This is a genomic window from Macrococcus sp. S115, assembly GCF_030067655.1.
Classification (GTDB): Bacteria; Bacillota; Bacilli; order Staphylococcales; family Staphylococcaceae; genus Macrococcoides; species Macrococcoides psychrotolerans.
The window spans coordinates 81644-100927 of the sequence record NZ_JASJES010000004.1; the positions used below are offsets into that span (position 1 = coordinate 81644).

The 19284-nt window shown below is 35.7% G+C and carries 18 protein-coding genes; 6 read left to right on the top strand and 12 right to left on the bottom strand.

Translation table 11 applies throughout. The features are described from left to right. Nucleotides 1–21: 21 nt before the first annotated feature. Nucleotides 22–1623, bottom strand: coding sequence for an ABC-F family ATP-binding cassette domain-containing protein (locus QNJ52_RS06550; protein WP_283722161.1), 1602 nt, complete (start codon nt 1621–1623; stop codon nt 22–24). Between the two features lie 174 nt (nt 1624–1797). Between QNJ52_RS06550 and QNJ52_RS06555 the strand changes: the two genes are divergently transcribed. Then, a complete protein-coding gene (locus QNJ52_RS06555) occupies nt 1798–2664 on the top strand; it encodes a CvfB family protein (RefSeq protein WP_219494784.1) in 867 nt (288 codons plus the stop codon). A gap of 31 nt (nt 2665–2695) precedes the next feature. Here QNJ52_RS06555 and QNJ52_RS06560 read toward each other — a convergent pair whose 3' ends face one another. Both QNJ52_RS06560 and pepF read right to left on the bottom strand, forming a co-directional pair. Beyond that, entirely contained in the window at nt 2696–3397 is a 702-nt protein-coding gene (locus QNJ52_RS06560; protein WP_283722162.1) for an SDR family oxidoreductase, read from the bottom strand. Between the two features lie 17 nt (nt 3398–3414). After that, a complete protein-coding gene (gene pepF / locus QNJ52_RS06565) occupies nt 3415–5214 on the bottom strand; it encodes an oligoendopeptidase F (protein ID WP_283722163.1) in 1800 nt (599 codons plus the stop codon). 153 nt (nt 5215–5367) lie between these two features. On the opposite strand from pepF, the gene QNJ52_RS06570 reads away from it, so the two are divergent. Further along, entirely contained in the window at nt 5368–5751 is a 384-nt protein-coding gene (locus QNJ52_RS06570) for a hypothetical protein (protein WP_219494781.1), read from the top strand. A gap of 98 nt (nt 5752–5849) precedes the next feature. Here QNJ52_RS06570 and QNJ52_RS06575 read toward each other — a convergent pair whose 3' ends face one another. Both QNJ52_RS06575 and QNJ52_RS06580 read right to left on the bottom strand, forming a co-directional pair. Continuing rightward, entirely contained in the window at nt 5850–7124 is a 1275-nt protein-coding gene (locus tag QNJ52_RS06575; RefSeq protein WP_283722164.1) for an aminoacyltransferase, read from the bottom strand. 21 nt (nt 7125–7145) lie between these two features. Then, nucleotides 7146–8387, bottom strand: a complete 1242-nt coding sequence (locus QNJ52_RS06580; RefSeq protein WP_283722165.1) for an aminoacyltransferase — start codon at nt 8385–8387, stop codon at nt 7146–7148. A gap of 210 nt (nt 8388–8597) precedes the next feature. Here QNJ52_RS06580 and QNJ52_RS06585 point away from each other — a divergent pair, with 210 nt between their 5' ends. Both QNJ52_RS06585 and QNJ52_RS06590 read left to right on the top strand, forming a co-directional pair. After that, on the top strand, nt 8598–9269 hold the full coding sequence (locus QNJ52_RS06585) for a hypothetical protein (protein ID WP_120785523.1): 672 nt from the start codon (nt 8598–8600) through the stop codon (nt 9267–9269). Then, on the top strand, nt 9260–9625 hold the full coding sequence (locus QNJ52_RS06590; RefSeq protein ID WP_012656944.1) for a hypothetical protein: 366 nt from the start codon (nt 9260–9262) through the stop codon (nt 9623–9625). Before QNJ52_RS06585 ends, QNJ52_RS06590 begins: the two co-directional genes overlap by 10 nt. 28 nt (nt 9626–9653) lie before the next feature. On the opposite strand, the gene QNJ52_RS06595 is transcribed toward QNJ52_RS06590, so the two are convergent. The 3 genes from QNJ52_RS06595 to QNJ52_RS06605 all read right to left on the bottom strand — a co-directional run bounded on the left by QNJ52_RS06595 (nt 9654) and on the right by QNJ52_RS06605 (nt 12798). Continuing rightward, entirely contained in the window at nt 9654–10310 is a 657-nt protein-coding gene (locus QNJ52_RS06595; RefSeq protein ID WP_086038691.1) for a type 1 glutamine amidotransferase domain-containing protein, read from the bottom strand. 69 nt (nt 10311–10379) lie between these two features. Continuing rightward, a complete protein-coding gene (locus QNJ52_RS06600; RefSeq protein ID WP_283722166.1) occupies nt 10380–11420 on the bottom strand; it encodes a M42 family metallopeptidase in 1041 nt (346 codons plus the stop codon). Between the two features lie 163 nt (nt 11421–11583). Further along, entirely contained in the window at nt 11584–12798 is a 1215-nt protein-coding gene (locus tag QNJ52_RS06605) for an MFS transporter (RefSeq protein WP_283722167.1), read from the bottom strand. Between the two features lie 93 nt (nt 12799–12891). Here QNJ52_RS06605 and QNJ52_RS06610 point away from each other — a divergent pair, with 93 nt between their 5' ends. Further along, entirely contained in the window at nt 12892–14496 is a 1605-nt protein-coding gene (locus tag QNJ52_RS06610; protein WP_283722168.1) for an ABC transporter substrate-binding protein, read from the top strand. 63 nt (nt 14497–14559) lie between these two features. On the opposite strand, the gene QNJ52_RS06615 is transcribed toward QNJ52_RS06610, so the two are convergent. Further along, nucleotides 14560–15747 carry a CynX/NimT family MFS transporter gene (locus tag QNJ52_RS06615; protein WP_283722170.1) on the bottom strand — a complete coding sequence of 396 codons (1188 nt, stop codon included), beginning with the start codon at nt 15745–15747 and terminating at the stop codon, nt 14560–14562. Nucleotides 15748–15856: 109 nt separating this feature from the next. Here QNJ52_RS06615 and QNJ52_RS06620 point away from each other — a divergent pair, with 109 nt between their 5' ends. After that, entirely contained in the window at nt 15857–16408 is a 552-nt protein-coding gene (locus QNJ52_RS06620) for a helix-turn-helix domain-containing protein (protein ID WP_219494772.1), read from the top strand. A 165-nt stretch (nt 16409–16573) separates the two neighbouring features. Here QNJ52_RS06620 and QNJ52_RS06625 read toward each other — a convergent pair whose 3' ends face one another. The 3 genes from QNJ52_RS06625 to QNJ52_RS06635 all read right to left on the bottom strand — a co-directional run bounded on the left by QNJ52_RS06625 (nt 16574) and on the right by QNJ52_RS06635 (nt 19146). Beyond that, nucleotides 16574–17836 carry a Y-family DNA polymerase gene (locus tag QNJ52_RS06625; RefSeq protein WP_219494771.1) on the bottom strand — a complete coding sequence of 421 codons (1263 nt, stop codon included), beginning with the start codon at nt 17834–17836 and terminating at the stop codon, nt 16574–16576. Between the two features lie 194 nt (nt 17837–18030). Beyond that, complete coding sequence (locus QNJ52_RS06630; RefSeq protein WP_219494770.1) at nt 18031–18498, bottom strand: hypothetical protein; 468 nt, start codon at nt 18496–18498, stop codon at nt 18031–18033. Nucleotides 18499–18651: 153 nt separating this feature from the next. Next, a complete protein-coding gene (locus tag QNJ52_RS06635; protein WP_219494769.1) occupies nt 18652–19146 on the bottom strand; it encodes a cysteine hydrolase family protein in 495 nt (164 codons plus the stop codon). Nucleotides 19147–19284: the final 138 nt, after the last annotated feature.

Genomic DNA, 19284 nt, shown 5'->3' on the forward strand with positions numbered 1-19284 from the left:
TTGTAAAGTATTTTTAGAAAATTATTTTAATACGCCTTGTTCCTTTAAGTATTCTTCATAAGTGATCTCTTTTGATAGACCACCAGTTACATTTAAGTCGATGACACGGTTAGCGATAGTATTGATGAATTCAAAGTCATGTGAAGTAAAGATGATTGAGCCTTTGAATGCTTTAAGGCCATCATTTACTGCAGTGATACTTTCTAAGTCGAGGTGGTTTGTTGGTTCATCTAATAATAATACGTTTGCACTAGACAACATCATCTTACTTAACATACAACGTACTTTCTCTCCCCCTGATAATACGGTTGCTTTCTTGCGAACTTCTTCACCTGAGAAAAGCATACGTCCTAGGAAACCACGTAAGAATGTTTCAGTTTGTTCTTCTGGTGGAGCATACTGACGTAACCATTCTACAAGATCAATGTTTTTACCATCAAAGTATTCAGAGTTATCTTTTGGTAAATACGTCTGACTTGTAGTGACACCCCATTTATAAGTACCTTCATCAGGTTCCATTTCTCCGGCCAAGATTTTTAGTAATGTTGTCTTAGCAATCTCTGAATCACCGACAAGCACAGCTTTATCATTTGGATTCATTGTGAATGAAATGTTATCTAAGACCTTAACGCCATCAATTGATTTTGATAATCCTTGCACCTGAAGCAGCTCATTACCGATTTCGCGTTCAGGTTTAAAGTTAACGAATGGGTACTTACGACTTGATGGCTGGATGTCGTCAAGTTCAATTTTTTCAAGCATCTTCTTACGGCTTGTTGCTTGCTTAGATTTTGATGCGTTTGCTGAGAAACGTGCAACGAAATCTTGAAGTTCTTTAATTTTTTCTTCTTTCTTCTTGTTTGAATCCTGTAACATTTGCTGTGCAAGTTCACTCGACTGATACCAGAAGTCATAGTTACCAACATAGATCTTAATCTTACCGTAGTCAAGATCAGCAATATGCGTACATACGTTGTTCAAGAAGTGACGGTCATGGGATACTACGATCACAGTGTTCTCAAAGTTGATTAAAAATTCTTCTAACCAGCTGATGGCAGGGATATCAAGCCCGTTCGTCGGCTCATCCAGTAATAATACATCAGGTTCACCAAATAGTGCCTGTGCTAAGAGCACTTTGATCTTCTGATTGTTTTCAAGCTCTGACATTTTCTTTTCGTGCAGATCGTCTTTAATACCGAGTCCAGAGAGTAATACTTGTGCATCACTTTCTGCAGTCCAGCCTCCCATTTCACCAAATTCGCCTTCAAGTTCAGCTGCGCGCATACCATCTTCATCCGAAAAGTCAGGTTTCATGTAGATTTCATCTTTTTCCTTCATTACAGTCCATAATCTTTCGTTCCCACGAAGTACGACGTCTAATACGCGTTCCTCTTCATAAGCAAAGTGATCCTGTTTTAAAACAGATAAACGCTCATCTTTTCCTAATGAAACGTGGCCTGTCTGTGAATCGATTTCACCAGATAGGATTTTTAAAAAAGTTGATTTTCCGGCACCATTTGCACCGATTAAACCATAACAGTTGCCTGGAGTAAATTTAATGTTTACATCCTCGAATAACTTTCTATCGCCGAAACGTAAACTTACATTAGATACTTGTAACATGTATGATCTCCTTTATAATTATTTCGCGTAAATTATACCATATTTGGATAACAAATTTGCATTCCATATTCAATAATAGCATGCTTTCCGGTACATTTATACATTAACAGACTATATTTTAATTATGTGTTATAATAAGTAATTGATAAAGGCAGAGCCTTAAAGGAGAGACATATGGAACAAAAACAATTATCAGGAAGTATCGACTTCCTTCGTGTAGACCGTTTAGAAGGATCTACTTATTATTTATTAGGACCAAACAGCGAAGAAGTAAAGCTCAATGCATCTGAAGTATTAGAGGGTGATGAGCTAGAAATCGGCGAAGATTATTCATTTTTCGTTTACCCAGGTCGTACAGGTGATCTATTTGCAACACAAAACATACCTGATATCTCAACAGATCGTTATGATTGGGTAAAGGTTATCAAAAAAGACCGTGATGGTGTAACCGTAGATATCGGTATACCACGTGAGATCATCATCCCTTGGGAAGATCTTCCCAAATTAAAAGAAGTGTGGCCTGAGGCAGGAGATGAAGTATTTGCATGTTTACGCGTTGACCGAAATGATCAGTTATATGGTCGTCTTGCAAGTGAAACGATTGTAGATACGATGTATACAGCGGCGCCTGAAACATTACTTCATACAACGATTACAGCACATCCTTATCGACTCTTACGTGTCGGCACATTTTTACTATCAAAAGAAGGGTATAAAATCTTCGTACATGAATCAGAACGACGTAGCGAACCACGTCTTGGTGAAGCTGTAGAAGTACGTATCATTGGTCATAAAGAAGATGGGATATTAAACGGCTCATTTTTACCACTTGCGCATGAACGTATGGATGATGATTCTGAAATGATCTTAACGATGCTGAATGAGTATGGCGGGGAGCTTCCGTTTTCTGATAAATCAGATCCTGAAGCGATTAAAGAAGTATTTAATATGAGCAAAGGTAGCTTTAAACGCGCAATCGGCAGATTATATAAGAATAAGCGCATTACTATTGAACCCGATAAAATTAAATTAAATCAATAAAAAAACGGCTGATTCAGCCGTTTTTTTATTTTTATTGTAATGACCATCCCTGGTCATTGTGATAAATCATTAATTTACTCATACCACCGTCAATCGTAATATTTTCGCCTGTTATAAATGCTGCTGCTTCTGAACATAGAAATTTGGCCATTTCCGCAATATCTTCAGGTTTACCAACACGACCTGCAGGGTGCTGGTACGCATTTGCACCTTTATAGATTGTATTTGTAGTGTCAATCCACCCCGGACTGATAGCATTTACACGCGCAATGCCGCTTAAACTCACTGCCAGTGCATGGGTAAGCGCATGAATACCGCCTTTTGCTGCGCTGTAACTTTCAGTCTGAGCTTGACTCATCGCTGCACGAGTAGAGCTGATATTTACAATTGACGCACCTTCACTTAGATGAGGTTTCAATAACTTCACAAGATAGAATGGGGCAGTTACACCGACTGAAAGCGCATGTTGAAATTCTTCATATGTACAATCATCAATACCTTTCATAGCTGGTAATGCGTTATTAATAATAATATCTACTTTTTGGTAGTGTGTTATTACTTTCGACACAAATGCTTCCAGTACCTTCTCATCAGCGATATCACCGTGATAAAAACTTCCTTCCTGTATATCGATACCACATACAATTGCGCCAATTTTTTCAAAACTTTCTTTAATACATTTACCGATACCACTCTGATCACCAGTAATGACAACTACTTTTTGTTTAGACATTACACATCAGTCCTTTATTAATTCTCAATTTCTTCTGTTAGCTTTTCAAGTTCATCAACGAGACTTCCGATATAAGCAATCGTTTCTTTAAGTGGGGCATCCGTAGTTAAATCAATATTGACCATTTTGGCAAGTTCTACAGGAGCTTTAGAGCCACCAGCCTTTAATACTTCAGTCCAAGCTTCTACAGCAGGTTGTCCTTCTTCTAATATTCGTTTAGACATAAGTGTCGCAATCGTTAGTCCTGCAGAATACGTATACGGATATAACCCCATATAATAGTGAGGTTGACGCATCCATGTCAGTTCCGCACCTTCAGTAATTTCCACAGCATCTCCCCAGAAATCTGAAATGACGTTACGCTTTATTTCATTAAGAAGTGGGGCAGTAAGCGATTCACCTGCATCTACGCGATTATAGACTTCACGTTGATATGCCGCTTCTAACAAGTGTGTCACAAAATTGTGATAGTACGTTCTAGAGATAATCGATGCAATCACCCAGCGTTTAAACTTAGGATCATCCGATTCTTTTAATAAGTAATTTGCCATAAGCATTTCATTCATCGTACTTGGTGCTTCTACAAAATACAGCGAGCAGTTAGCATCAAATATATTCTGGTTATTATTCGCATAGTTAAAATGACCAGCATGTCCTAATTCATGTGCTAACACAAATACTTCAGTCATTTTAGACGTCCATGAAATTAAGATAAACGGATTCGTAGCATATGGACTTGCACAAAAAGCACCAGTAGATTTCCCTTTATTCTGTACAAAATCAATATAGCGTTTGTCATAAGAATCGTTCACGAGCTGCATATATTCTTCGCCCATTACAGAAAGTGCTTTCTTAATGTAATCACGTGATTCTTCTACTGTAATATCTGGTTCAGATGACTCATCCAATGAAATTTTTAAGTCTTCAAATTTCATTGTTTCAAGTTTATTTGCTTTTTGTATCAGTTTTGCATAACGACGCATATGTGGAGCAAGTTCTTTCGTTATTAAATCAATTTGGCGATTGTATAGATCACGTGACACTTCCTGATCATGTAACAGGAAGTCAATGACTGAATCATATCCTCTTAATTCAGATTCAATCTTTTCCTGCTGCACTTGTGTATCATAAGTCTTTGCTGTAGTGTGTTCGTACCTTCTCAAAGTATTAGAGAAAGCTTTAAAGGCGTTGCGTCTAACTTCTGTATCATTATCAACTTCTAGTTCACCTTCGAACGAAACATAACTCATCGGTATCGTCTTACCGTGTGCTTCAAATGTACCGAAATCGATATCCTGCATTTTAGTCGTATCATATAAATTATAAGGAGCATTAAACACTGGAGAGAACGATGCTAAAGCCTTTTCAACCTCTGGATGTAATTCATATGGTTTCGCTTTAATTAATTTTTCAAAGAAACGACTATATGGCAGGGTATCTTTCAAAGTTATAAGCTCTGATTCTTCTTTTGCTATAAGTTCCGAATTTAAAAATGTAAGCTCGCTTGCAATCTTACCGTAACTTGAAGAAAATTTGCTATATAGTTTTCCGGCATCAGGGTTTGTCTGATCTGTACTGAACTGCAAGTTTGCATAATTTCCTAAAGTATCTAATACGATATTAAGCTCTGCATATGTATCTAACGCTTCATGGATTATGTCTGCGTTGTTTAAATTACCTTTATATTTCTTGTTGAATTCACGTGCATTTTCTACTGCTTGTTCTAACGCTTGATAAAACGAAGCATCATCTTTAAACAGGGGAGATAAATCCCATGTTTCTGACACATTAACTTCGCTTCTTGATGGTAATCCCATAAATCATCTTCCTTTCATTTTTAAATTAACACTCTCATTGTACTACTATTCTAATAATTTAGAAAGTTCGTTTATTTATGATTTTATGTTATATTTAGCGACAAATTGGATATAATACTAAAAGTATTAAATAAATGATAAAGGAGTGACTGGATGTTTATAGTAGGAGATATTAGTTTTTATGAAATCCCAAACTTTTTATTGATTTCAATTGTAGGAATGGTTGTTATTTCAATACTATTTGGATTGTTGATGGGAAGATTTATTTTCGCACCGGTTCTAACGTTTTTAGCTTTAGCGATTGCTGCGTTTATTTTACCTAATTTTTATGCCATCAAATATCAGCCCTTGTTAGGATATGCTGTATTTCTGTCTGTGATTGCATTAATTTTAAGCATCATTTTCTGGTATGTGACACGCGATCATAGAAAAGCAAAACGCATGAAACAACAAGCATTAGATGAACAGAAACGTTATGATGATATACAGAATCGATCAGAGATGGAATCTATAAAACGTCATGAAAAAGAGCATTAAACCAGAACGAGTAGGTTCTGGTTTGTTTCTAATCTATAACTTCTGATAATATATATTATGTAAACTAAAATATATAAAAAAGTAATCACTTTAAGTGATTACTTTTTTATACGTTGTTTTATTTGTGCAGCTTTAGTACGCGCATTTGTTAATAGCTGATATGCATTGTATCTAGTTTTATTGATTGGTTTTATAAAGTCACCGACGAGCTCCTCAATCTGTGCGTTAAACCCACGTTTAAAACGATATACACCATAATCTTCGCTGTCTTCAGTGAAATCTCCGGACACACCATAAAAATTATAACGGTCATAGCCATGGTCCAGACAATAATTGATCATATACCAATGCATTGCATATGGACCCATGAACTTGTTATATTTTGTGCTTGAACCCCCTGAGTAATAATTCACTTCATAATGATTCTGGAAGAACATGCCCGCTGCCAGATTTAGTATTTGCCCATCTGTTTTTCGCAATTCGCTTATTTCAAGCAGCTCTTGTTTTATGTGATCGATATCACGATCTTTCTGCGCAATTTTCGTCAGTTGTTTTTCGCTCTTATTTTCATTTGCCATCATCTGATCTCGTGAAGTTTCTGCTTGTGTAAGTTCTTCCGAAAGTTGCTGCATATATTCATCTAAGTCTATATACGCTAATGGTAGTAGTATATTTTCTCCATATGTATCATTGAATCCTTGCATATAGTCATCCGGTCTTGATATAAATCCGGTTCTCTCTTCAGTTTCTCGATAGAGGTCAAGAAATAGATTCAGTTCATCCTTATGCAGCATTCGTACTTTTACACCATATTTTTGTGCTTTCTTGATATTGCGCTTTCTTTGGGAATCAAATTGTTTCATCAGAGATTGCGGGGTCTCTCCATGCAAATACATGACGCTCATCCAGCGTACTTGTTCATCTGGTGAGTATCCTCTTTTGAATCCTTTATGCTGATAGCCAAGCTGTTTGAGCTGATGAATAATCTCGTCGTTCGCAGCATCATCCTTTTCATTGACATCCTTGTCATAACGTTTGTATATCCAATAAGGATCAATCTTTACGAATACTGCCTGATGACGTCTCAAGTAATGGTCAAGACCTCTGAAGAAGAAGTCAACCAGTTTCGAATCATGGAAGTCCATCACAGGTCCCCTATTAGAATAGTACTGATAACCTCCAAGCATCGGAATCTTCGAGAAGAGACTTGCAGCGATGACGCGTTCTCCTTCTTTTACACCAAGCAATACAACGGGATAACCTTTTTGTTCACGATTTTCTATATTCTCCTTCATTTGAAAATAATGACTCATCGCCTCAGTTTTCCACATATATTGGTCATATTCCTCAACGGTTAATTCTGTAAACTTCATAGATACTGCCTCCAGTAATACTTATTTCTTGATTCGTTTGTATATATTATAGACACCTTTATTGACAGGGAGTTCAAAATCGCCGATATACTCAACGACATCGGCATTATAACCTTTTTTAAATTTAATAACACCCGCATCAGGTGCATCCTCATTGAAGATACCGCTAATGCCATAGAAATTATATTTGTCGATGCCATGATCTATAGCATAGTTGATCATGTGCCACTGAATTGCATAACTTCCAGAGAAATGTCTGAATTCATTCGAAGACCCTCCGGCATAATAAACTACTTCATGTGGATTTATAAAGTAAAACGCAGCAGCAATCGGTAATGTGTCACCATGATTTTCTTTCAGTTGCTGTGCTTCTTTCAGTTTCTCTAAAAGTGCTTGTTTTTGTCTTTCGTTATCCGCTAACTTATTTTGTGCCTTTTTATTTTCTGGTTTACTCTCGATATCAGCTTTGGCTTTGTCTATTGCACGTTCTATTTCTGTAAGCTCTGCTTCTAGCTCGGGAATATAAGTATTAAAGTCAATATAGGCAAGCGGCATCTTCACACGATCTCCAAATTTTTCTAATCTTGAGATATAATATTCATCTCCACGATCTTCGAAATCCTTCTTGTCACTTGTATCCTGCATAAATGAACGGAAAATATGGAGCTCGTCTTTTTCCAGATATCTTACTTTAATACCATTTTTAATGACCTTCTTAGTATTACGCTTCCTAAGACTATCCATATCCTTTATGAGCTGTTCCTTCGTTTTACCTTTTAGGTCCAGGACTGAATGCCATCTGATTTGGTGTATCGGGTGAAATCCAGTTGTAAACCCATCATGCTTGAAACCAAGGGATTTCAATGTTTCAAAAATATCATCTGTCTTATATGTTTCGATGATGTCCCCATCGTGATTACGTAACTGGTATGGTACGTAAGGGTCTATTCTTAAATTTAACACTTTATGCTGTTTCATATACTTCTTAAGTTCATTAAAGAAGAACGTTACGAGTTCCCTATTGTGATAATCCATGACAGGACCACGGTTTGAATAGAAATATTTGAAGATTTTCATTATAGGAACTGATGTAAATAGACCTGCTGCTATGATTTCATTATTCTCATCTTTCACACCGAGCAGATGTGTCTCTATACCTTCTGAGATCTTCAGATCATAGTTTACAGCCATCTGTGTAAAATGACTTGGATGCTGGTCTGTGAAAGCACTGAATGCTTCACGTGTAAGTGTTGTAAATTTCATTTGTTTTCTCCTTCTTTTATCATCTCAAGCATCATATTAACATATTCATACCGTAAAAATCATTTATAATTATAGTTCGGCTCCTTTTAAGGCTATTACTTCAATCTTTAATGCACTATCTTTGTGATTTTACGTTGCTCATGATAAAATTCGGTTATATAGCCGGAATTTAAAAAATTCGGTTATATAACCGAATTTTGGAGGGATATTATGCTTTCTATATTTATTATGGACGTTTCAAATAGTACACAGCTGAATAATACAGATGACATCAGTAAAGCTCTTGAAGGGATGACAGAAAGTATCGAACAATGGACGCAATCCCTTAACTTTAGCTATATTAATTACAGAATGGGCGATGAACTTTTTTTTGTTAGTGATTGTACACATGCGACACTATTGATATCGTACTATATTAAACTGTTATGGCCCTATAAATCTCAGCCAGTAAAATTTGGTATTGCAGCAGGCAATGAGGAGGTTCCTAAACGGCATATTGAACACTGGAACAGTAAGCTGACAAAAGCAGCACGTAATAATCTAGATCGCATTAAGAAATCAGATATCAGTGATTTTTATGTTACGATTGAAGCGGCAGATATGTCGCTTTATAATGATGTCTTATTCCCTTATCTTACTGAAATTGTCCAAAATCATTCTCTGTTACAGCAAGCGATCTTCCAGCAGTCGCTCTATATCGATACACAAAAAGAAATTGCTCAGCTGAACAACAAGAGCGTTTCCACTATTTCAGAACATCTGAATAAAGCGCATTACAAGCAGCTCGGACTAATCAAGAAACATTTAACATTTTCTGATGCACAATGCACTATTGAACCTTCAATCATCCAGTCGTTACAAGGAGGTTTAACATGGCTCTAAAAATAATCATCATGCTGATAGGTACACTCTTCTACCTGCTATCAGGCCCAGTCGTTAAACGTATTTTAACTTTTATGAGCGCGAGTGAAATGAAGACATCCGATAACATCGGATTACTTATAGGCTATATAGAAAGAATGCTGGTTATTTTATTTTTTATACTCGGCGAATATACAGCAATCGGGCTTGTAATAGCAAGCAAATCAATATTACGGTTTAATGATCTTAAAGATGATGGTACGCATCATAATCCTGATAAAATCGATAAAAAAAGTGAATATATTTTACTTGGGACGATGCTAAGTCTCCTTATAGGCATCATTAACGGCATCATTTTCAAGCTTGTCTTTATATAATAAAAACCGCACAAGAGTGCGGTTTTTATTATAGTACTTTTACAAATGCTTCTGCAACATCTGTACTGGACTGAGGGTTCTGTCCAGTTACAAACTTACCATCCGTTACGACATTTGATTCAAATGCCTTACCTTTCACAAATCTTGCACCGTTTGTTTCGAGTTCAGTTTGTAAAGCGAACGGAACGTTGTTGTCCAAGTTCATCTGTTGTTCCTCTTCGTTTGTGAATCCAGTTAGTTTGACGCCATCGATCAATGAACTGCCATCTTTTAGTTTAGCCCCTATAAATGCGCTTGGACCATGACAAACTGAACCGATAACGCGATTATCATCTTTATAGAACGCCAATATATTCTGTAAATCAGGATCTCCTGGTAGATCGTACATTGTACCATGGCCTCCTGGTATGAATATGCCGTCATAGTTTTCAAATACGATATCTCTTAATTTCAATGTTTTCCCTAGTTTTTGTACGACATCCTGGAATTTCTTCGTTTCGTCGTTCTGAGTGGAATTGGGATCAAGTGGTACAGCACCACCTTGAATCGAAGCGAAATCTACTTCAATATTATTGCGTTGGAATACTTTGTAAGGCTCTGCAGCCTCACCGAGCCAAAGACCTGTTGGTGTGCCATCGTTCAAAGTGTCGTGATTCGTTAAAACCATTAGAACTTTCTTCGCCATAATAAACACTCCCTTTCTTTGTTATAAATACATTATAACGAAGAAAGGGAGTGAATAAAAACATTTAACTTAAAGTACAGGACTCATAACATAATGATAGATAAGTTTTTCTGTGTTCAGTAGCGAATCTTTGTGTGTACGTTCCATCGCATGGCTAGATTCAATACCCGCTCCAAATAGACCATGTTTAACATCGTGACCAGCACTCATTGCAGCACTTGCATCACTACCGTAATATGGATAAATATCTACTTTGTAATCAATATTATTGTCTTTGCAAAGATTTACTAAATGTTGTTTCAATTGATAGTGATATGGGCCTGAGCTATCTTTTGCACAGATGGATACCGTATATTCATCAGATGCCTGCCCATCACCTAACGCCCCCATATCAACAGCGATATATTCTACAACTTGTTCCGGAACATTAGAGTTACCACCATAACCGATCTCTTCATTATTTGAGAAATAGAAATGTGTCGTATGCGGCAGTTCAATATTTTCAGCTTTTAAATGACGTAACAACTGAATCAGCATCGCAGCGCTTGCCTTATCGTCTAGATGACGCGATTTTATAAATCCGGATTCAGTAATCTCGCATCTTGGATTAAACGTAATAAAATCTCCGACACTGATACCTAACTGTTCAGTATCTTCCTGAGACTTCACGATTTCATCAATACGCACTTCCATATGATCCTCATCACGTTTGATATCACCTGCGTTACGATAAACATGGACACTTGTCTCATGGAGACAGATCGTTCCTGTATACACTTTATCATTCGCATGGATTTCACAGTACTCCCCTTCAACAGCATTCCACCTGAAACCACCCACCATTGATAAACGTAAGCGGCCGCTCGGTAGAATCTCTTTAACCATCGCACCTAACGTATCAACATGCGCTGTTAAATATTTATGACGTGTATCATCTTTTCCAGGTACAGTAACTAATACCCCACCTTTATTAGTCTGCTGTACATCGTAACCAACCGCTTCTAACGTTTCAGTCACATAGGCAATTGCTTTAAACGCAAAACCTGACGGACCTGGAATATTTACTAAACGCTCAATCTCTTGCATCGTGCTATTAACATCTGGATACATTTTCATTCTCCTTTTCAAATTTACTGATAATTTAATCTTATCTGATAATGAGAGGGAGTACAATGGTTGATAAGAAAAATACAAAAACTTTCAGTTAACTGAAAGTTTATTAAATTTTCTAAGGAATTATCAGTCTACTGAAAGTTTTTATATCTATGTAATATTAATTCTTTTTCATTTTAAACAAGCTATTCATCATGAGCATTGCCCCTATTGTAACAATCACAAACACAACTACACTCATCGCATATGGATTTAAATATGTTCCGAGGATTAAAGACCCATTAGATAATAGCTGTGCGCCACTAAACGTGAATGAACTGAATGTATTATAGGTACCTCGTTTTTCTTTTGGTATTAGTGTCAGCATTTCAGCACTTTTAATCGGCGCAAAAATCATTTCACCAAATGTAGCAATAAGTATGGCTATGATAATCAGCCACCACATATTTGCTGAAGTGAGCACAGCATATCCTATTGCGTACATCAATAGCCCAAATCCTAGGATTCTACTTACTTTAAATTTATCTAACCATTTACCAATTAGTAAAGAGAATGAAACAACGGTAATTGTATTAACGAGGTTAATGATTGTAAACATTCGAACACCGGTAATTTCAAAGTTGAATAAGTAAATCGTTTCAAAGTTCTTATGAAGCCTTACAGCAACGTAAGTACTTGTCATGAGCTCCACAGTTGCAATGAACATCGTACCGATTACCATCAATACGAATCGTTTATCTTTAACGACAGTCTGATAGGCAATGAACAGGTCTACAAAGACATTATTATGTTCTTTTTTACGGATAAAGCTGTTTGTTTCTTCAATATATTTCATATATAAGAAACTTAATATAAGTGCCACCATAGCTGAAGCAAAGAATAGCCAGCTTTTATGTTCGCTATAGAATAGCCCACCCAGGAGTGCTCCGATTGCCAGTGATAAATTTATTAGCCAGTAATCCATACGATATAATAATTTCTTATTTTCATCTGTTGCTGAATCCTGTACAAGTGCACTCATAGAAGGTCTGCGAAATGCACTAAATATGGTAAAGAGTATAAATGTCGTCATAAATAGATAAATCCATGAGTTGACAACGGTTAGCCACATAAATATTAGCGATAATGCTTCTGTGAATGAACCAAATATCAGCATCTTCTTTCTCGGAAATTGGTCGACTAAGTAACCTCCCCAAATATTACTGATAAACTGGACAAAGACGATTGATGCTAAAAACAATCCAGCGATTCTTGCATTCAGCTGATCAGTTAAATAAAGTGCAATAAATGGTAGTGTCGCACTATAAGTACAGCGATTGACAAATGAACCCCACAATCTGAGTTGGATATTAATCGGTAAATCACGAACTTTCATTTTCATTCCCCCTAACTTTCTACATATGATAAAGTAGACTTAATGATTAAAAAATGGACAATATTTTATTTTAGTCCACTTTTAGGAGGAGCTATGGAGCGATTATTACTGTCATTCTATAATTTAAAGATTACAGCATTTCATCAATCGTCTGTCAGTGAACAGTTAAAGGTGAGTCAGAAGCATTTATCCAGAAGTTTAAAAAGATGGCAGGATAGTGGTTATCTAACTTTTAAGAGTGCACGTGGTCGCGGGAATAAATCAACGGTTCAATGGTTCGTGGATATCGATACATTATATTTCAATAAGGTGAATGCAATGCTAACGCGACATCAATTGTCAGATGCTATTCAATATTTAACGTGGGACTGGTCTATTCATCATAAACAGATGCTGATTACGAAAGCGAATCAATTACTTGGGGTATCTACAGCTGATGCAGATAAATTAGTCGTTAAGAAACGCTACGCCCCACTCTATTCTCATCCTTTAGAAGTGGTTGATATCAATAGCTCAAATATATTAAGTAATATTTATGACACGTTAATCGCATATGATAGACATTCGAATCAATATCATTATAAGATAGCACAGCATATCGATTTCTATGATGATTATGCAGTGATATATTTACGGAAGAATGTTTACTTTCATGATGGTACTCAAGTAACTGCTGAAGATATTAAACGATGTCTGAGTCATGCGATAGCGTATCAGGAGACGAAAGTGCTATTAAATCCAATTGTGTCAATTGAAGTGATTAATAAACTTACAGTTAAAGTATATTATCACGATTTTCCATATTTCAAAGACGTATTATGTAAGTTAAATCTTGCAATCTATAAGCAGGATAAGCAGCAAATTATCGGTACTGGACCATTTTATATCGCAATGAATAATGAATTTCAAACGACTTTAAAATCATTTGATCAGTATTATGGCTATCAATCATATATTGATGAAGTGGAATTAATCTATATACCGAAGCTTAAAGAAAGTAACTTTACGTTAAGTGATAGTGATACGTTCCAGCATATCGAAGTAACAGATGGTTTTTATTATGTCCTGTCACTCGCACAAAATAAGCTATCAGATATACAGAAAGCAACTGTGCATTACTTATTTCAGCAGTCCGTTCATCAAGTTACAGATATACACACAAGTAAAGGAACCCCTTATATTCTGAAAGATCAGCCACTTTCGCTTAAATCACTAAATAAATTAGAAGATCATTTCTCTATAACAATGGTCTATCCGAGCTATATCGAAAAAAAGATGCTCCAGTATAAAAGGTATTTAAAGCAATACAATATAGAAACGGTATTAAAACCTATCGATATTATGACTTCCTTTAAAAGTGAAATAACAATTGAGGGGGATATCTATATCCACGGTATGTTCTTTAGTGAAGCGGAATCCTTTGAATACTTTACGATGCTCTATCAAAATAAAACGATGCATCACCATTTATCACAACAATATCCTCTTTTAAGGGATTATTATAATAGATATATCACAACAGATGCCCGCGAGTGGCACGTACTGAATCATGCGATTAATCAGTCGTTATTTGAATCACATACCCTCTACCCTATCTTCAACATTACTCAAGATGTTAAAGTACCAATCAGCATTCATAACGCCAAAGTGACTACTGCTGGATTTTATAACTTTTCAGAGCTTGTGATTAAACGATAAAAAAACTTTCAGGAGACCTGAAAGTTTTTTGTTTTATGAATGGTGATTACTTTTTAAGGTTTTCTATTTAATTGTATTTCCTTCTATCGTATGTTTACGTCCTGCAAGCATTCCAACTATGAGCATCAATAAAGCATCTGCCAATAGGAAATATAATGAATGACTCCAGTCATGTGTATAATCATGAATTACGCCGAAGATAAGTACGCTAAGTGCTGCAAATAAATAGCCGATTGCCTGTGCCATTCCTGATAACTGTTTCGCTGTATGTGTATATTCTGTTTTCAGAGAGAAGAATAAATTTACAAGCCCAAATGATATTCCAAGTGCTACGCCTATGAAGAGGATATAAACAAGCATATATTTAACATCGCCATAAATCATCCCAGCTATTCCCGCAATAAATAACAGCCCATTTATACACCCTAAATAAACCTGGTGTGCCATGTTAGCTGCAATCATCGGAATAATAAATGTAAAGATAATAATTGCTATTTGTAATACTGTTAAATAACCTCCTGTTACTTCTACGGGTATATGTTGTTCCTTTAGTATTATCGGAAGAAAATTGATCAAGCTATAGAAAATGACCGACTGTCCACCCATGAATAGTGTTATCTGCCATGCCAGTGGTGATCGCCAAATACTTGATGTCATTGTTATAGCCTGTGGTGCTTCTACATCTTTATCTTTCTGTAATACGATTATCCAGAAGATTAGTGTGATGATTGTAACAATACCGATCATTGCTAATGAAATATTATAATTTGTAGCCTTTGCAATTGGTGCGGATACTGCTGATGATAATGCACCAAATATATTCATACTAACTGTATATAATGCTGTCACGATACCAACCTGTAACGGGAATGATGCTTTTATAAATACTGGAGCTAGTACATTACCGAATGCAATCCCTATACCGATTAACAGGATTCCTGTAAATAATAACGTGCTACTTCCTAATGATCGGAGTATAATACCAACTGTAATGACAATCAAAGCATGGACGATTGTTCGATTTAATCCTATCTTGGTACTAACAGGTGCAGCAAATAATGAAGCAAATGAGAATGCCAGCAATGGCAGTATCGCGATAATACTTGTAGCAAATGCTGACAGCTGTAAGTCATCATTGATTGCAGGTAATAATACGCCAACCGATGTGAGTGGTGCGCGTAAGTTTGCTGATAACAATAACACAGCAACCAGTAATAAAAGCTTCAACCCTCTAAACCTTTTTGTGTACAAAACAATCCCTCTTTCTATTAATCTGTTATAATGAACAAAATATCTGCTATAAAAACAACATCTGTTATATTATACTTTTCGTCTAATATAGTCAAGAAAGAGGTTTAATATGGAAAAAATTAATTTAGTCGTGTCACAAAACCTGATGCATATAAGAAAAGAACAGCAATTAAGTCTCGAAAAGCTTGCTTCAATTTCTGGTGTAAGTCGTGCGATGCTTAATCAAATAGAAAAAGGACAATCGAATCCGACAATTTCTACCCTCTGGAAAATATCCAACGGCTTAAAAGTCCCATTATCTAAACTTTTACATGAATCTGAAAATACGGTGCATGTGATCAAAAAGAATGATATTCAAACAATCTATTCTGAAGACGGTCTTATTCAGATAACACCGTATTATGATAGTGAAGAACAGATTGAAATATTGAAGATGACATTACAGCCGCATTCTGAAATTATTTCAAGTGATCAGGCTGCGCATTCTGAAGAATATATCATCGTTAATGAAGGGCTATTTACGATAATCGTGGATGGGGCTTCATATTCACTTGAAAAAGATGATTCAATCCGTTTTTCAGGAGGCTTAGATCATACATATCGGAATACATCAGAAAAGCCGGCAGAGATTACATTGGTGATTAAATATCATTTTTCTTAATCGTTGATATACTTAATAACCCACGAAACCCCATCAAGCATATTTACGCTCGATGGGGTTTCATTATTGTGATATCTTCTTATTCAGATTCATTTGATAAATCTATATCACGCATATACGCTTCACTACCATAATAGAGTGCTTGTTTAAATCTATGATATCTGACTACGCCTTATGACCAGCGATCAATCCATTACGTTTACGCGCGGTGCCTTGTTCAGTGTAGGAGATTGCACGAAGTACGCTATTCTTCCCGAAGCGGGTACGCAGTTCATCAATTGTTCTTTCTAGACGTTCTTCTTTCGCACGTTCAAACTCATCTACAAATAGTGAAAGCTGCCTATCTTCTTCCTTCATCAAGTTTGTCAGAGCGATATTTACAGTACGATACTTTCTATTCGAATCACACATCTGCTGCATAAACCCCCATACGATTCTAAATACATCTGAAGTAAGATTTGTACCTTCTGATAACGTATAGCTCTTACTGACGCTTCCTTCATCACTATAACCGATTGTAAAGCTGATTGTTCTGGCGACACGATTATCCGCACGTAATCGAAATGTAACCTCTTCGATATGTTCAATCACGACTGCACGGAGCTCGTGAAAATGATAATCACGCATTAGAATCTGACTCTTATTCACAGAAGGTTTGTAGATCTGGTGTTTCTCTCTTATAATGCTGGAATCAATACCATTTGCATGCAGATGAAGATCAACACCAATCACACCGAAATCACGCTTTAAATAGTGAAGAGGATAATTTGCAAGTTGTCCAATGGTGAAAATCCCCTTCTGATTCAGCTTCTTCTCTGTACGTCGATTAATCCCCCAGAAAGTACTTAATGGTTCTATCGACCACATCTTCTCAGGTACATCTTCATAACGCCACTGTACAACACCACGATCTGCTTTCTTAGCTTCCATGTCTAGCGCAATCTTACTTAACAACACATTTGGACCTATACCTACAGCACAGCGAATTTGAGTTTTCTCATAGATTTCATCCTTTATCTTTAATGCCAAATCATAACTCGAATCTGCAAACAGTTGGTAGCTGTTTGTCACATCCATAAAAAATTCATCAATACTATATTGATGATAATCTTCTGGTGCGACATATTTCAGAGCAATTTCTGAAATTTGACTTGCGACCTTTAGATATTCCTTCATTGAGGGATTGATAATATAAATATCCGGATGATGTGGGATTTCGAATAGACGTGATCCTGTTCTAATACCAATGGCTTTAAGTGGCGATGTAGCAGCAAGAACGACAGAACCCTGGCGTTTTGTATCTGCTACAACAGCAAGCTTTGTCGTCATGGGATCAAGCCCTTTCATGATGCAGGAAACACTGGCAAAGAAACTCTTCTGGTCAATACAGAGTACATCTCTTCTCTCGCATAAACTGTAATCATACATATTAAGCACCCTCTTTATAATCTTTATGTTAATTTAATCATAACAGAACGTATGTTCGTTTTCAATAAAAATAGAACATACGTTCTGTTTTCGATCAAATAAAAAGTCCGTCTATTATGGGATACAATTCCATATTAGACGGAGTAAATACAATCATAACAAAGAATAAATCATTAAACATATACACGATAAGATTACAGATTGAAATATTTCATGACTTCTTCGTGAGTATAGGTTACTTTGTGGTTCAAATGCTCACGATAAGCAAAATCAGTATCAAGCGTATCCTGTATATCTTCCATATGACTTTGACATCTCTCAATCCATAGTTTTTCAAACTCTGCTTCTACTAGAATGCGATGGGATAAATCATTAATATGATAAATATTTTCTTGTTCACACCACTTTATACAATCAAGATATAATTGCATCTCTACTGATGTATTATCAACATCATAAATTTCAACCGGGATATCAATAACCCCTTTTTGAAAAGCAACGAAACATCGTGTATGACCATCAACGATATAAAATTGATTGTCGTACTGAATTACTGAGATTATTGTATTTTTGACAGAAACATCATCCAGCCATTCACTTACCTCATCCACTTTACGTTGATTCAAATAGAGTTGAGTAAGCTTTAGATTATTAATATCCATGAAATAATCACATCCTATTAAGAGTGTAGTTCACTAATATAGTATCATGAATCGATAGGTATATTGTTTATTTATATGAAAATTAGAAACATCAAACCTAAAATTTATCCTCAGCTAAAAATGACCTCAACTTAAAAAAATAAATAACCCAAATCACACATACTCGTCTATCATCAGAACTTCTACTTCATCAGACCAATGCAAAACTGTAGATACAAAGTCATTAATATCTAACCCAGGCATTTCATATGTTTCTGAATTATTAACTGTAGCACAAGCATCTTCGATTACTGTAACTTTAAAGCCAAGTTCATTAGCAATAATCGCATTAAATAAAATACAATATTCCATATTAAAACCGATAATGATCAGTTCAGTAACACCAAGTGAAATTAAATATTGTTGCAAATCCGTATCTTTAAAAGCACTGGGTTTATTTTCAGAATAAATCTTATCGGCATTTTTATGAATAACTGGCTCTAAAGGAAATGGCTTATTTGTTTCGTGATTAATATGTTCCACTGCAATGACAGGTAATTTGTTTTCTTTAAATACTTCTACTAGATGAATAGCATTCTTCTTAACTACTGAAAAATCACCCTTTTCTAAAAAGTGTGTATGAAAATCAATAACTAATAAAGCTTCCAAAATATCACCTCAAAATAAATAAAAAATTCATTTGTCCATGCGAAAAAAATAATAAAATTACATAATATATTAAAGAATATGTAACACCCTCAAATTAATGTATTACATTTATTATAAAGGATTTTCGAAAAATTAAAA

Bases quoted from the DNA above. Each gene is read 5' to 3' on its own strand.
- QNJ52_RS06595 (WP_086038691.1), bottom strand. From the start codon at position 10,310: ATGGCGAAGAAAGTTCTAATGGTTTTAACGAATCACGACACTTTGAAC.
- QNJ52_RS06560 (WP_283722162.1), bottom strand. From the start codon at position 3,397: ATGTCTAAACAAAAAGTAGTTGTCATTACTGGTGATCAGAGTGGTATC.
- pepF (WP_283722163.1), bottom strand. From the start codon at position 5,214: ATGGGATTACCATCAAGAAGCGAAGTTAATGTGTCAGAAACATGGGAT.
- QNJ52_RS06570 (WP_219494781.1), top strand. From the start codon at position 5,368: ATGTTTATAGTAGGAGATATTAGTTTTTATGAAATCCCAAACTTTTTA.
- QNJ52_RS06610 (WP_283722168.1), top strand. From the start codon at position 12,892: ATGGAGCGATTATTACTGTCATTCTATAATTTAAAGATTACAGCATTT.
- QNJ52_RS06630 (WP_219494770.1), bottom strand. From the start codon at position 18,498: ATGGATATTAATAATCTAAAGCTTACTCAACTCTATTTGAATCAACGT.
- QNJ52_RS06585 (WP_120785523.1), top strand. From the start codon at position 8,598: ATGCTTTCTATATTTATTATGGACGTTTCAAATAGTACACAGCTGAAT.
- QNJ52_RS06600 (WP_283722166.1), bottom strand. From the start codon at position 11,420: ATGTATCCAGATGTTAATAGCACGATGCAAGAGATTGAGCGTTTAGTA.
- QNJ52_RS06550 (WP_283722161.1), bottom strand. From the start codon at position 1,623: ATGTTACAAGTATCTAATGTAAGTTTACGTTTCGGCGATAGAAAGTTA.
- QNJ52_RS06620 (WP_219494772.1), top strand. From the start codon at position 15,857: ATGGAAAAAATTAATTTAGTCGTGTCACAAAACCTGATGCATATAAGA.
- QNJ52_RS06625 (WP_219494771.1), bottom strand. From the start codon at position 17,836: ATGTATGATTACAGTTTATGCGAGAGAAGAGATGTACTCTGTATTGAC.
- QNJ52_RS06605 (WP_283722167.1), bottom strand. From the start codon at position 12,798: ATGAAAGTTCGTGATTTACCGATTAATATCCAACTCAGATTGTGGGGT.
- QNJ52_RS06555 (WP_219494784.1), top strand. From the start codon at position 1,798: ATGGAACAAAAACAATTATCAGGAAGTATCGACTTCCTTCGTGTAGAC.
- QNJ52_RS06590 (WP_012656944.1), top strand. From the start codon at position 9,260: ATGGCTCTAAAAATAATCATCATGCTGATAGGTACACTCTTCTACCTG.
- QNJ52_RS06580 (WP_283722165.1), bottom strand. From the start codon at position 8,387: ATGAAATTTACAACACTTACACGTGAAGCATTCAGTGCTTTCACAGAC.
- QNJ52_RS06575 (WP_283722164.1), bottom strand. From the start codon at position 7,124: ATGAAGTTTACAGAATTAACCGTTGAGGAATATGACCAATATATGTGG.